This is a genomic window from Mucilaginibacter sp., from assembly GCF_041660805.1.
Classification (GTDB): Bacteria; Bacteroidota; Bacteroidia; order Sphingobacteriales; family Sphingobacteriaceae; genus Mucilaginibacter.
Window position 1 is genome coordinate 1 of sequence record NZ_JBAZVP010000034.1, and the last position, 14693, is coordinate 14693.

At 41.1% G+C, this 14693-nt stretch carries 10 protein-coding genes; 3 read left to right on the plus strand and 7 right to left on the minus strand.

The features are described 5' to 3' along the window. Positions 1-138: 138 nt before the first annotated feature. The 4 genes from WC743_RS24620 to WC743_RS24635 all read right to left on the minus strand — a co-directional run bounded on the left by WC743_RS24620 (position 139) and on the right by WC743_RS24635 (position 7102). On the minus strand, positions 139-705 hold the full coding sequence (locus WC743_RS24620) for an RNA polymerase sigma factor (RefSeq protein ID WP_373016209.1): 567 nt from the start codon (positions 703-705) through the stop codon (positions 139-141). A gap of 210 nt (positions 706-915) precedes the next feature. Beyond that, entirely contained in the window at positions 916-2379 is a 1464-nt protein-coding gene (locus WC743_RS24625) for a mandelate racemase/muconate lactonizing enzyme family protein (protein WP_373016210.1), read from the minus strand. Between the two features lie 36 nt (positions 2380-2415). Further along, the gene (locus WC743_RS24630; RefSeq protein ID WP_373016211.1) at positions 2416-3960 is read right to left on the minus strand and encodes a SusD/RagB family nutrient-binding outer membrane lipoprotein; all 1545 of its coding nucleotides are present in this window, start codon (positions 3958-3960) and stop codon (positions 2416-2418) included. A gap of 16 nt (positions 3961-3976) precedes the next feature. Beyond that, on the minus strand, positions 3977-7102 hold the full coding sequence (locus tag WC743_RS24635) for a SusC/RagA family TonB-linked outer membrane protein (protein WP_373016212.1): 3126 nt from the start codon (positions 7100-7102) through the stop codon (positions 3977-3979). A gap of 485 nt (positions 7103-7587) precedes the next feature. Between WC743_RS24635 and WC743_RS24640 the strand changes: the two genes are divergently transcribed. After that, on the plus strand, positions 7588-8478 hold the full coding sequence (locus WC743_RS24640; RefSeq protein WP_373016213.1) for an AraC family transcriptional regulator: 891 nt from the start codon (positions 7588-7590) through the stop codon (positions 8476-8478). 236 nt (positions 8479-8714) lie between these two features. Next, entirely contained in the window at positions 8715-10202 is a 1488-nt protein-coding gene (locus WC743_RS24645) for a gluconokinase (RefSeq protein ID WP_373016214.1), read from the plus strand. On the opposite strand, the gene WC743_RS24650 is transcribed toward WC743_RS24645, so the two are convergent. After that, positions 10203-10796 carry a 2OG-Fe(II) oxygenase gene (locus WC743_RS24650; RefSeq protein ID WP_373016215.1) on the minus strand — a complete coding sequence of 198 codons (594 nt, stop codon included), beginning with the start codon at positions 10794-10796 and terminating at the stop codon, positions 10203-10205. Positions 10797-10920: 124 nt separating this feature from the next. Between WC743_RS24650 and WC743_RS24655 the strand changes: the two genes are divergently transcribed. Next, positions 10921-12873 (plus strand): beta-galactosidase trimerization domain-containing protein, encoded by a 1953-nt coding sequence (locus tag WC743_RS24655; RefSeq protein WP_373016216.1) that lies wholly within the window; start codon positions 10921-10923, stop codon positions 12871-12873. A 67-nt stretch (positions 12874-12940) separates the two neighbouring features. On the opposite strand, the gene WC743_RS24660 is transcribed toward WC743_RS24655, so the two are convergent. Both WC743_RS24660 and WC743_RS24665 read right to left on the minus strand, forming a co-directional pair. Beyond that, positions 12941-14239, minus strand: a complete 1299-nt coding sequence (locus tag WC743_RS24660) for an ammonium transporter (protein ID WP_373016217.1) — start codon at positions 14237-14239, stop codon at positions 12941-12943. A gap of 81 nt (positions 14240-14320) precedes the next feature. After that, complete coding sequence (locus WC743_RS24665; protein WP_373016218.1) at positions 14321-14662, minus strand: hypothetical protein; 342 nt, start codon at positions 14660-14662, stop codon at positions 14321-14323. Positions 14663-14693: the final 31 nt, after the last annotated feature.

Here is a 14693-nt window from a genome sequence, read left to right on the forward strand (position 1 = left end):
CCATGAGCACACAGCTGCCTATACCTTTTAGCTGGAAAGACGGGTATGTTAACTTTACTGTTAAAGACCTTGATGCTTTTAAATCTGTTCTTATCAACAGGTAAGTTATGAAATATTGATGCAGGGAAAAGTAACTGTTTATACCAAATTAAATTCCTTGTTTAGTATAACGGTTATTTTTTTGAGTGCCGATACCAGGTGGGCATCCACGGTTTTTACAGAGATATTTAAAATTTTAGCTACTTCTTTATAACTAAAGCCATCTTCCTTTATTAATTTAAACACCAACTTAGCCTTGGGAGGCAATTGGTTAATACTCTCTTGTATTTTCTGTTTAAGCTCTGTACTGATCAGGATTTGCTCCGGGTTATCATTATTTAATAAAAGGTCAATATCTATGTCTTCTAAACCTACATTGTCGTATCTCGAATTTTTCTTTTGGATGTTTAATGACAGGTTTCGCGCAATCATAAAAGCATATGCATCAACATTATTAATTACTTCAAGTTCTGTACGTCGTTCCCATAATATAAACATAACATCGCTTGCTACTTCTTCGGCAAGCTCGCGCGATTTAAGCAAGCAAAACGAAAACCGCATTAATGAACGGAACAAATGATTAAACAGAATCTTATAAGCAGTCTCGCTATTGTTTACAGCTAACTCCTTAATAGCTTCTGCTAAGAAAGGAGACTTCTTGAGCATAGGTTAAATATTGGCAACCAAACTTACTGATTTCAGTTCTCTAAAATAGTAGTTATTCGGTAATAAATGTAAATTAAGGCTTCGGTGAAAACCTTTTATGCGATTTTTTATGTTCGGCGATCAAATAATTATAATAATGAAAACAGACCTCACCATAAAAAATGAAAAGCCTTTCAGCTTTTCATTTTAACGGACGTTGTTGTCAGTAGTTTAGCTCCACATCCTATCCCATGAACGCTTCTCATTCCACTCAGGTGTTGGCGCGAAAAAGGTTTTGTCCTTAGGATCAAGATGCTGTTTTAACACTTCTTCATTTAACTCAATTCCCAAACCCGGAGAATTTGGAACGTTGGCAAAGCCATGCTCTATCAATGGTTTTTTATCAACGGTTTTTACATAGCTTTCCCAATATGGCAGGTCTATATTGTGATGCTCAAGCGCCAGTACGTTTTGTGTGGCAGCAGCGCAATGTACGTTAGCCATAAATGCCACAGGTGTACCTGCAAAGTGCATGGCCATAGCTACCCCTTTTTCTTCGGCGTAATCACCAATTTTTTTGGTTTCCAGCAAACCTCCGGATGATGAAAGATCCGGGTGGATAATGTCAACAGCATGGGCATCTACCAGTTTAATAAATTCCTCTTTCAGGTAAATATCTTCGCCGGTGCAAATTGGTGTTTCAACAGACGCTGAAATTTCTTTTAACTGATCTGTAAACTCCCACGGAATAACATCTTCCATCCAGGCTAATCTGTATGGTTCCAGTTTTTTAGCCAGGCGGATGGAGTTGTTCATATCAAAATGGCCAAAGTGGTCTGAAGACAAAGGAACATCGTAGCCAACCGCGGTACGAACTTTATCTACGTACTTTGCAATTTCATCCAAACCTTTATCGGTAATCTGTACCTGGGTAAACTGGTGCTTGGTATTGCCATGTGTCATCGGCCTATCGTTCCACTGGCTGCCTTTGGTTTTCCAAAAGTTAGAGTTAACAGTTGTTCCGGGAATGTCTTTAATTAGTTCAATACCCAAATCCATTTTTAACCAGGTATACCCTTTTGTTACCAGCCTGTCTTTAACCTTAGCGCTAAAAACGTTGCTGTCTTCTTCTTCGGGTGTATCGGCATACAACCTTACGGTATCGCGGTATTTCCCACCCAATAACTGATATGCCGGTACATTATAAGCCTTGCCCGCCAAATCCCACAGGGCCATTTCAACACCGCAAACGCCACCTGCCTGCCTGCCGTGAAAGCCAAACTGTTTTATCGCTTTAAACAGCAACTCAACATTACAGGGGTTTTGACCCAATAAACGGCTTTTAAGCATCAGCGCGTAACGGACGTCGCCGCCATCCCTTACTTCTCCCAGGCCATAAATACCCTGGTTAGTATCTATGCGGATAATTGGGCACCTGCCAACTGTTGTTAGCGGTACGCAATAGCGCATATCGGTAATTTTTAACTCGGAAGGTGAGCTGTTGCGGTTTACCTTAGAGGTAGACTGCGCAAGCGTGTCTTCCATTGGTGCAAACATAAACCCGCTTAGTGCCAAACCTCCGCCCAGGGCAGATTTTTTTAGAAACTCGCGGCGGCCATCAGGTTGCGCTGCAGAATCGGATTCTGTTTGTTTTGATGAATTGCTAGTAAGATGCTTTTTAAATAAGTTTTTCATTGTGTATCAGTTTAAAAAATTACCATATTCTGTTTTCTATTTATCCCAAAAAATGCGGGTTGCCATATTATCGGGGCCATTATGTGTTATAGCCGCCGTATAATTTGCGCTATTTACAGATTGCTCTCTTAAAGGATACTGCAGGCGGCGAATAAACCCTCCTTTAACAGCCGGATCTGCATTGGGGTATGGATTAGGTGTAAGTACAGGAAACCCGCTGCGGCGAAAGTTTGCCCATGCCTCATTCCCATTCAAAAATGATGATACCCAATATTGCGTATTTATTTGCTCTAATGCTTTGGTTGGATCAAACGGGCTTGCAACAAAATAAGCATTTTGCGCAGCAGGCGATATGGTTGCAGTTGCGTCATATTTAGCCAGCTGGTCCATATGTGCCTTCACACCTGCGGCATATAGGGTTGATACCGTGCCTGTAGCCCAGCCCCTTTGTACAGCTTCGGCCAGTAAAAGCGTAGTTTGTGAGTAGGTAACAAAAAATTCAGGAATATCAATTTTACCCAATGTGCGGCGGTTTACCTGCGAATACAGATAACCCGCGCCAGACCTGCCCGGGAAACCCGGAGCACTGGCCATAGTTGATTCATTATAGCCGAAAGGCATACCCTGCTGATCTGCCGGATTGGTATTCTCGGCACCAACAGTAGCTAAAGGGCTGGCCGGGTTGGCATACTTAACAGATATTACATTAAGCCTTGGGTCTGAAGTTGCCTTAAGATAATTTACAAATGGCGCGCCTAAATAAATATTACCACGCTCCGTTGCCTGGAACCAACTACCTGTAGGGTTGTTAAATGTACTGTTGAACTGTATAAAGGCGTTATCATCATTAGATTGCATTAAACCGCCCGCTACTGCTATAGCAACGTACTTTTGTGCTTTTGCAGCATCAACTTTTGTAAAACGCATAGCTGCCCTTAACAATAGGGAGTTTCCCAGTTTTTTCCATTGTGCAATGTTGCCTTTATAAAAAAGATCTGCTGCTTCAATGGGCTTGGTAGCATCAAGCGCTTTAGTGGCCTCATCCAGTTCTTTCAGGATATCGTCATAAATATCCTGCTGGTTATCATACTTAGGCAAGTTAATACCTTCCAGATAGCCTTTCCCTGCCTCTGAATAAGGCACATCGCCATAGGTATCAACCAGTAACATAAATTCATAGGCTTTTAAAATACGCTCCATATTATACAGGTTTGTGCGCAATGGGTTATTCTTAGTTTGCTCTATCGCAGCAATCAATAGTACTACCGGGCCTCCGGATTGGCCTCCGGTTGGGCCTTTAAATAAGTAGTTGAAAACGATATTAGAGTTTGCATCAAAATATACGTTGTGGTTGCCGCCTTCAAGTACACCGGTACTGGGTGTGGTTATTTGCTGTACAATTTCCGGCTGATAATAATACGCTGGCAGCGCAGTATTTAGCTGTGCATTTGAAAACAGATAAACCGGATCTGATGATAGTGCAAGCACCGGATTGGTATTTACTTCCTCAAAATCTTTTTTGCAACTGTTTAATCCTGTTATTAAACAGATTAAAGCGAGTATTATATAATTCTTTTTCATTGGTTTTAATTGAGATTTACAGTTTAACATTTAAGTTAAGGCCAAAGCTGCGTGTGGTTGGCAGCGTGTGCGATTCAATACCCTGCAGGTTATCTGATGCTGAAACGTTAGCTTCAGGGTCAAGGTTATCAACAAATTTTTTGATCATCAGCACGTTATTGACCATAGCCGAAAGATTCATGCTTTTAATAAAGGTTCCCTTAAACAGCGATGACATATCATACCCAAGTGAAACAGACCGCCACCTAACAAAACTTGCGTTGTATACAAATGGGGTAGCAATATTGGTGCTTCTGTATTGAGAGTAAAATGTTTCTGCTTCTACCGCTGTAGTGTTTGGCGTTCCGTCGGCATTTACACCGGGGAATACTACACCGCCTTCGCGGCCGGGTAATGATGCTTTAGATAAACCTTCGCGTAAAAAATTAAGGTTGGAGTTAGATATCAGCTTTGCACCGGCTTTAAAATCAACCTGGGTATATAACCTGAACTTTTTGTACCTGACGGTATTGCTCCAGCCACCAACCCATTTAGGGATACCGCTGCCAAAAGTTGTAAGGGCTCCCTGCTGTGGTAAACCATTAACGGTGATAATACGCCCTTGTGCATCGCGTTTGTAATCATACCCTCTAAGTGAAGCTAATGGTTTGCCCACTTCTTCAGATACAGTACCAAAGTACTCGCCTGTACCTACATCAAAACGTTGCTGCCCGTTGGCAAGTGATAATACCTTGCTGACATTATAAGAACCATTAAAGGCTGTTTCCCAATTAAACCTGGTTGTTTTTACCGGCACTAAAGTTAGCAAGGCTTCAATACCTTTATTTTGCAGTTTACCAATGTTAACCTTTGTTTGGTTAAAGCCGGATGCCGCGGAAATATCAACGTTCAAAATTTCGTCAATTGTGTTTTTCTGATAAAAAGCCATATCAAGGTTTACCCTGCTCTTAAACATGCGCAGCTCTAAACCTATTTCCTTTTCCTTTACTTTTAATGGCCTTAAAGCGTTATTAGGGCTTACATCGCTTGATATATATCCTAAGGCATTTGAATTAAAGGTGTTGGCATTAAGTGCATAATAAAGGCTGCTTGAGTAAGGATCGGTATCACCGCCCACTTCTGCATAAGCTAATCTTAACTTACCATAATCTAACCATGACGGGGTTGATTTGCCCAACAATTCACTAAACACAAAGCTGCCGCTTACTGAAGGATACAGGTAGCTGTTTGTATTAATATTAAGGGTAGAGAACCAATCGTTACGTGCCGTTGCGGTTATATATAAATAGTTTTTAAACGAAAACTCGGCAGACCCATAGAAGGAGTTAACCCGTTTTTTGCCATAAGTGTAATTAGGACTTTTAACCTGCCCGTTACCTATTGTATAAAGGTCCCTCACAAAAAAGTTATTTACAGCGGTAGACATGTTATCATACACCTGCTGCATAGCGTTGCCACCGGCGGTAACATCTATACCAAAATCGCCAAAGGTATGCTTTGCACCCAGTAAAAAATCGAGGTTACGCTCACGGAAGGTCGCAACATCCTGATAGTAATAACCATTGTAGCCAATAGCAACAGCACCAATAGAACGGGTACCTGTAGGCCTGTTGTAGTTATAAGGACGGGTAAAATAATCCTGCCCTACACGTGCCTGCAGATATAGCCAGTCTGTAAACTGATATTTTACAGATGCGTTACCAAAAAGCCTGTCGCGATGTACGTTTTCAAAACGTTGTAAAGTTACCCAATATGGGTTATTACGGTTTGTAAAACGCGCCAGCGGCATTTCGTTACCACCGGCATCTTTATAATTTTTTAACCATTCGGGGTTAATACTGTTTGCTAATGTATAAATGGTGGTGTTAGCATTCATATCCTGTATCCCTATCTGTGGCGGGTTATGATTAAACTCGTTAGAGTAGTTGGCGTTTAGCTGTACAGATAGTTTAGGTGTGAACTTATAATTTAAACCCAGGTTAAAAATTTTCTTGTGATAATCTGAATTTGGCATTATGGCATTGGCATCCATATTATCAAATGATAACCGGAAACTGCCATTATCATTACCGCCTGATAGTGCTATAGAATTTGAGAAATTTGTACCTGTACGATAAAATTGTTTAATGCGGTCTTTAAACGGAGAGTACGGGTGTGTAGAGCCATCAAACTGAATAATTGGCGCGCCATCAAATTTAGCCCCAAAACTATGTACACCAGAACTTTGTGCATCAGCAAGGGTAACCTGCCGTAAACCGTTTTCGCCCTGCCCATATTCGTATTGGAAGTCGGTATAATCCAGTGCCTGTTCAGCCTGGAAATTTGAGTTATATTCAATGCCGATGCCCTGATTTTTAGCCCCGGTTTTGGTTGTTATAATAATAGCGCCGTCCTTAGCCCTAAAGCCATATAACGCGGCTGCGGCAGCACCCTTTAATACTGTTATGGATTCAATATCGTCCTGGTTGATGCTTTGTAAACCATCACCCTGATCTGATGAGCCACCTGTTGGGTTACCAGTTCCGTTTCCGCTTGAGTTACCTGCAGATATAGCTGTATTATTAATAGGGATACCATTCACTACAATTAGCGGTGAGTTATTGCCGCCAAAAGACGATTGCCCGCGGATCCGTATTTTGGTGGAACCACCCGGGCCACCTGCCGGCGGAGACACGTTTAAACCTGCCACCTTTCCTTCAAGGCTGTTACCTACGTTGGTTGTTCTGTTAACAGATAGTTGCTCGGGGTTTACTGTTGAGGTTGCATAACCCAGTTTTTTCGATTCGCGCTTTATACCCAGGGCGGTAACAATTACATCGCTTAACTGGCTGCTGTTTTCCTGCAGCACTATAGTTAAATTGCGCCTGCTGCCAACCAGTACTTCTTGCGCGGCAAACCCTACAAAGGATACCTGCAATACGGCCTGGTCGCCTGCTACCCTGATACTAAAGTCGCCTTTTACATCAGTTGTAGTGCCTTGTGCTGTTCCTTTAATTTTGATGGTAACACCAGGCAAAGGTTCCCCGTTTGGGGCTTTTACATTTCCGGTAACCTGTACAGGCCCATTTTGTGCATATACCTGAACACTCAGGCAAATGCAGGAAAGTAAGAAGATAAATTTTTTGTAAAGTTTTAGCTTCATTGGTTTAGTTTTATTGGTTCAAAAAGTTTATTCGGCAACCGTTTTGCTTTTTAAAGGCAATAAAATGTCCCGCCCCTCCTAAAAGAGGCGCTGTTAAAATTCCGTTAAAAGCAAAAAAGTGGTTTATAATTCCGATCGATTAAAAAAGAGCAAACGTGGCCATCATTTACAACTATTCTAATCTTCATGACAAACTTATGTAATTGACCCCCTACAAAAATTTATTATAAAAGCAAATTATTGTAATATATTAACATCTTCAATTAACCCCCATATTTAGATTTTAGATCACAAAATCAGGGAAACACATACACACCTTACTGATTAACAGCCAGTTAAAAACGGAATAAGTGTTAAAAGTACACTATAAAATAAGCTCGAAGCGGGCACTCTTTTATACAAAATATCTGTTTTTTGTTTAAAGCCTATTTTTAAATCCGATCAATATATCCTAATTTCAGTTTCTTATATAACCGATTTAAACCATGAAAGCTACTTTAAAAAAGGCCACTCCTAACCCGGAGCAGTCTTTTAATATCCATAAAGATACAGGCCATGGCATGTTAAGTCCCTGGCATTATCACCCGGAATGTGAACTGCTTTTAATTAAACGAAGTTGTGGCACATGCCTCATCGGCGATCATGTAGGCCCCTTTAAACACGGAGATCTTTTTCTGTTTGGGCCAAACCTTCCGCATACCTTTCGTCATGAAAAAAAATACATGGAACGGGTGGATGAAAAAAGGGGCGAGACAGTGGTTATATTGTTTGAAAACAATACCTGGGGAGATGCTTTTTTAAGCTTACCGGAGATAAGCCCGATATTTAAATTGCTGAATACCAGCAAACTGGGATTAAGGATAAAAGGTGAAACACGCAAAAAGGTGGCCCGGATAGCGGACGATATGTTGAATGACTGCCCCAGCAGGAAACTAATCAATTTACTATCGGCCCTGGAAATAATTACGGCAACCAAAGAATATGATTTCATATCCTCTAATGGGTTTAACCCCGGAATTAACAGCGTTGATCAGGGGCGTATCAATACAATTTTTGAATACACATTTAATAATTTCCACAAAAAGATAGCATTGGTTGACGTGGCGCAGGCTATTAATATGAGCAAACATTCTTTTTGCAGATATTTTAAGCTAAAAACAAAGAAAACATATATTCAATTCTTAATGGAGGTGCGTATTGGGCATGCTTGCAGATTGTTAGTAGAAGAAGAATACAACATGGCCGAAATTGGGTATGCCTGCGGGTATAATAACATATCGCATTTTTACCATCAGTTTAAAACGCTGACTAAAAAAAACCCGTTGGATTACAGGCACCATTATTTAAAAACCGAAGAAAATAAATTGTTAATATAACACAATCGTTTGCTCTGATAATGATATACCAAATGTTGTAACATTCTTTAATTTTGTGAAGAGATGTTCAGTTGGTTATTGCCCTCTAATAGCCAAAAACATTATGCTGAAGAAAACCATATTAATATTCAAAGATCAATAATTGCTTTCGCCGCTCCAATGATCGTACACATTTTATGCCTTTTTAAAAAGGCTATATGGGCTGCAATGCCTTACTATTTTTTATAGATTAAATAATGCAACAATATATATTAGGGATTGATATTGGTACCGGAAGCACAAAAGGTGTTGCCATGGATTTGGCCGGCAAAGTAATTGGCACCTCACAGCATCATTATGAAGTTTACCACCCGGAACAAGGTTTTAGCGAGCAGGACCCGGAACTGATCTGGGAGGCATTTGTAAAATGTATAAAAGATATAAGTGTTGAACTTGGCGCCCCACCCGATGCAATAAGCTTAAGCAGTGCAATGCACAGTGTGATACCTGTTGATAAAGATGGGCACGCCATTAGCGAAATGATGACCTGGGCCGACGTACGAAGCGAAAGCATTGCCACTGAAATAAGAAATTCCCCGCAGGGAGAAAGCATTTACCATATTACAGGTACGCCTATCCATCCTATGTCTCCGCTTTGTAAGTTGATATGGCTCAGGCAAAACAGGGAAGAAGTCTTTAAAAAGACACATAAATTCATTTCTATTAAAGGGTACATATGGCATAAGCTTTTCAATGAATTCCAAATAGATTATTCTATAGCATCAGCCAGCGGCCTTTTTGATATCATCAATTTGCACTGGAGCGCCGAAGCCTGCCAACTTGCAGGTGTTACCGAACAACAACTCTCCAAACCTGTTAACACAAATTATTCAAGGCATGATATAGATCCAACTATTTCAATTTTGCTTTCCATACCTGCAGATACGCCTTTCTTTATAGGCGCCAGTGATGGTTGCTGCGCCAATTTGGGCAGCCATGCTACAACTCCTGATACGGCAGCCCTAACCATAGGTACCAGCGGAGCGGTAAGGGTAACAAGTCCAGTGCCTATATACAATTATAGCGCTATGACCTTTAACTACCTGTTAGATGAAAAAACCTTTGTAAGCGGCGGTGCTGTAAATAACGGTGGCAATATCGTAGACTGGTTGTTAAAAATGTTTTTGAAAAAAGGGGAAGTAGTCGATCAGGATTATGAAGATTTATTTAATGCTATAGATCTTATACCGGCAGGAAGCTCGGGAATGATTTTTTTACCTTATTTAAATGGCGAACGGGCACCCATCTGGGACGCAAACAGCAGTGGATCGTTCCTTAATATTGGCCCGGAACATGAGCAGGGACATTTTTTAAGGGCCGCTATTGAAGGGGTTTGTTATGCGTTAAATGATGTATTAAAAAGCCTGGAATCTCAGTCTGTAAGTATTAAACAATTAAATGTAAGCGGGGGCTTTATCACTTCAAAAACCTGGCTGCAAATACTTGCAGATATTACCGGTAAAACACTTTTTGTACTTCAGCTTGAAGATGCTTCGGCTATTGGGGCAATATATTTGGCGATGAGAGAACTATATCCCGGAAAGAATTATTCGGATAATAACAACATACGGATTGAGCCAAACAGGAAAAATCATCAATTGTATGCCACTGCCTTTTTATATTATAAAGAGATCTATTCAAAGATAAAGGAGCCCATGAAACAGCTCCATGAGTTAAATTTCTGATTAATTTACTTTTAACCAGCCTGTAATACTCATGCGTGGTTTCGCAGTAATTAGTACCTCATGCTCCAGCTCCGTACTTTTAAAGAATACGCTTTTACCGTTCATTGGCGCTATATGCTGCTCATGGTCATGGTGATGAATGCACAGCTCACCGCCATCTGCCAGTACCCAATCTGCATTTAAATACATGATCATGGAGTACGCCCTGTTACCGTTGTTTTGAAACTGATCCAGGTGCCTGGTATAAAAGCTGCCTTTTTCATAAAGGGTATAATGAAATTCGTAGCCGGTAATTCCGGTGTAACAGGTGCGGTTCAGGTACTCAATAAAACCATCCATCAAATCAAAAAAAGAGTTTTCATGCGGATCGTTATGCTTGCGGTCGAGCCAGTAAATGCTGTCGCCTCTAACCAACTTATTGTGTACAATCAATTTTTCGTTCCCCGTACCTGCCGCGTGTAGCAGTTTATCTTTAAACAAAGCGGTCAGGTTATCCTTTAAATGACCGGATAATGTCGCGCTCAAGAAATTTTCTGATACACCAACATTTGTATCCAGGTAGGTGTCAATAAAAGAACTAAAGGTTTTTTCCAAAGTAGGTGCATCACAGCATGTGATTATGCATTTTGGTGAAGGTATACTTAATAAATGGGATAACCCTTACAGCTGCAACCCATCCGTCAAAACCATTCCCGTCAAAATAAGTTTAACTAACCATATGCAGTATTCATCAAAGCAGCAGGCTACACCATTAATGATAGGTGCCGAGGTTTTTATTGAACCAGGTCAAAAATCAGAAGAAATTGATACCTGGTTTTTGCGGCTAAAAGAAGCCGGGATGACCATTACCCGCATCCGTTTGTTTGAAAGCTACATGCACAAACCCAACAGTGCCTGGGATTATTCTTTATTTGACATGGCCTATAAAGCTGCCGAAAAATATGGCATTAAGGTTTATGGCAATCTGTTTCCGGCTACTGCTTTTACAGACCTGGGCGGATTAAAGTTTCCACGGGATGCGGAACATTTTAACGCCATTGCTGTGTACATAAAAAATGTAGTTACGCATTTTAAACAGTTCAAATCCTGCTACGGTTGGGTGCCGGTGAATGAGCCGGGTGTGGGGCATTTCCCGCAGGAGCAGTTTGCTGCAGATAAATATGCCGAGTGGAAAACCTCACAAACCGTTGCAGAATATAATAGCCAGGGCTATGACCGCTTTGATTTTGCCGATGAGCGTTTTCATCTTCATTATAACACCTGGTTTTTGGAATGGCTTACCAATGAGATCTTGAAATATGATCCCGGCAGCATTATACATGTAAACAATCACGCCATATTTAAAAACGTGGCCGAATATGATTTCCCTGAATGGCGTAGTTTTCTTACCAGCCTTGGTGGTTCTGCGCATGCCAGCTGGCACTTTAATTATTTTAACAGGGAACAATATGCTTTGGCCATTGCCGCCAATTGCGAGATCATCCGCTCGGGGGCGGGCGATATCCCCTGGTTCATGACCGAGCTGCAGGGCGGCAACAATACTTACAGCGGCTTTTTATCGCTTTGCCCAACCGCCGAAGAAATTAGTCAATGGTTATGGATAGCTATCGGGACAGAAAGCAAGGGCGCTATATTTTGGTGCCTTAACCCGCGCTCATCAGGCATTGAGGCCGGTGAATGGGCCATGCTTAACTATCATGATGAACCGTCTGACAGGTTGGAGACGGCTGCCGGGATCACCCGTGTAATTAATGAGCATATCAACTTTTTTGAAAATGCAAAGGAAGTAGAATCCGGCATTAACGTGCTGTACACTCGCGAATCGTTATGGGTAGAAAAGAAATTGCAAACCGGCGGTAAAAGCTACGAAGGGCGCGATGAAGGCGGGGTAATGAAATCGGCGCTGGCCTATTTTGAGGCATTGAGCGAGGCCGGGGTTCAGGCCAATTTTAAAGAAATAAGCGAGTTTGATTTTACAAAGGATAGCTACAACGGCTACTCGATTATACTGGCACACCAGATAGCCATCCCTTCAAAATACTGGAAACCATTGGAAGCTTTTGTGCAAAAGGGCGGCAGGCTAATTGCCGATGGGCTAACTGGTTACTATGATGAAAATGCTGTTTGCCTGATGCGCGTGGGCTTCCCGTTAAGGGATCTGTTAGGTGGCGATGTGCTGGAATACAAGGCCATTGATATAATTGAACAACTGGTTATTGGCGGCATTCCCCTGCCCGCCTACCAATGGAAAGGAATTTTGAAAGCAAGCACGGCAAATATTCTGTCTGAAACTAACAACTATACATCTGCCCTGAAAAACACTTACGGCACGGGCACAGTTTACTGGATGCCATCGCTTATTGGCTTAGGCAGCAGGATACAAAACGACTACACTCCGCTTAATCGTTTCCTGGCAAGCGTATTAAATTACACCAACTTACCTTTTATGTTCGAATCGCCGCAACAAGGGTTGTTAATGAAGGTGCTTTATTTTGAGCAAAGCCTGGTTACCATCGTCATCAATAAATCCGCAGAGAAAAAAGAGTTTAAACTGATAGCGCGAAGTCCCCAATTAATCCCTGCTGTATTATTTGCCAATAAAAACGGATCGGCACAAGGCATGAACATCTGTATTGATACCGAAGAAACCCTGGTGATAAAATGGATGTGAAACAAAAAAAAGGGCGCGATATGCGCCCTTTTTCTTAGTTAAGGAGTCAAGTTTAGTTTGTTTGTTTTTATAGTTCTTCGTCGTGCTGACTAACGTCAAGACCGATCAATTCTTCTTCAGGAGTTACACGTAACGGGCTGATAAGGTCTGTTACTTTTAGCAGGATAAACGCACCTATAAATGCAAATGCAGATACAGCAACCAGGGCTATCAGGTGTTTAACAAATAAAGCTGTTTCGCCATATGCTAAACCCTCAGCACCCGCGCTGTTCACAGCCTTAGTAGCAAATATACCTGTCATTAGCATACCTACCATACCACCTACACCATGGCAAGGGAATACATCTAAGGTATCATCAATGTTGGTTTTGCTTCTCCAGATAACTACCAGGTTACTTACAACCGCGGCAACTATACCAACTATTAATGAACTTGATACGGTGATGAAACCGGCAGCAGGGGTAACCGCTACCAAACCTACAACCGCGCCAATACATGCGCCAACAGCCGATGGTTTTTTCCCTCTCAATATATCAAAGAAGATCCATGACATGGCAGCAGCAGCAGATGCAGTAGTTGTAGTGGCTAAAGCGGTTGATGCTAATTCGTTAGCGCCTAATGCAGAACCCGCATTAAAACCAAACCAGCCAAACCATAGTAAGCCTGTACCTAAAATTACGTAGCTGATACGAGCCGGTGTATGGGCTTCTTCTGTGCCGGTACGCTTTTTAAGATATAATGCAGATGCCAAAGCGGCCCAACCTGCAGACATGTGTACAACGGTACCACCCGCAAAGTCTAATACTCCCATTTTAAAGAAGTAACCTTCTGGATGCCATGTTGCGTGTGCAAGAGGGATATAGATCACAATAATAAATAGTGTGATGAAAATAAGATATGAGTTAAAGCGGATACGCTCAGCAAAAGCTCCGGTTATTAACGCAGGTGTAATAACCGCGAATTTTAACTGGAACATAGCAAACAATACAACCGGGATAGTTCCCCATGATACACCTAAAGTGTTTTGCATCATAAAGAATGATTTTGGGTTACCAATTAATCCAAGGCCGCCAACGTCTTCACCAAATGCCATGCTGAAACCAAATACTACCCATATAATAGTGATAAGGCCCATACATACAAAACTCTGTAACATGGTTGAGATAACGTTTTTCTTACGCACCATACCGCCGTAAAAGAATGCCAGACCGGGTGTCATTAATAATACAAGAGCGGTTGATATTAGCAACCAGGCAGTGTCGGCTTTATCTATTGGGGTTTTAGATGGCGTTACTGTAGTGCCCGGGTACATGAACGCCAGGATAACTACAATGACCAGTAGGCCGAAAGGTACAATTTTTTTCATTTTTTAAGTTTTGTTTTAGTGATAAGTTATAAGTGTGTTAATTGTATTTACATTATTTTAAACAGTAAGCTTACCTAAACATTACCAAAATGAATGGTGTGGCAGCATAGTCACCGGCGCTGGCGCGTATAAGGCCTTGCTTGTATTTTTATTATTTATTAAGTATGACCGCTCTTCTGTTAAAGCAAAAGAATGCCGCTCAACTTTACTTATTTCGCCAAAGCGGAAGTTATTATTCGCATTATTCAACTTTACAACATAAAACTTCGCGGTTTCAGCGGTATTTTTTGCATTTATTTTGCCTTTAGAAGAGAATGCTTTAGTTAAAATAGTTTTTTGTTTAAAAACGGCTGATATGAATATAGTTATTGCATCAAATAGTAAGAGAATTATTAAAATATGTTTTACTTTTTTTAATTGCATAAGATAAAAATATAATATTAAAATCATTTTG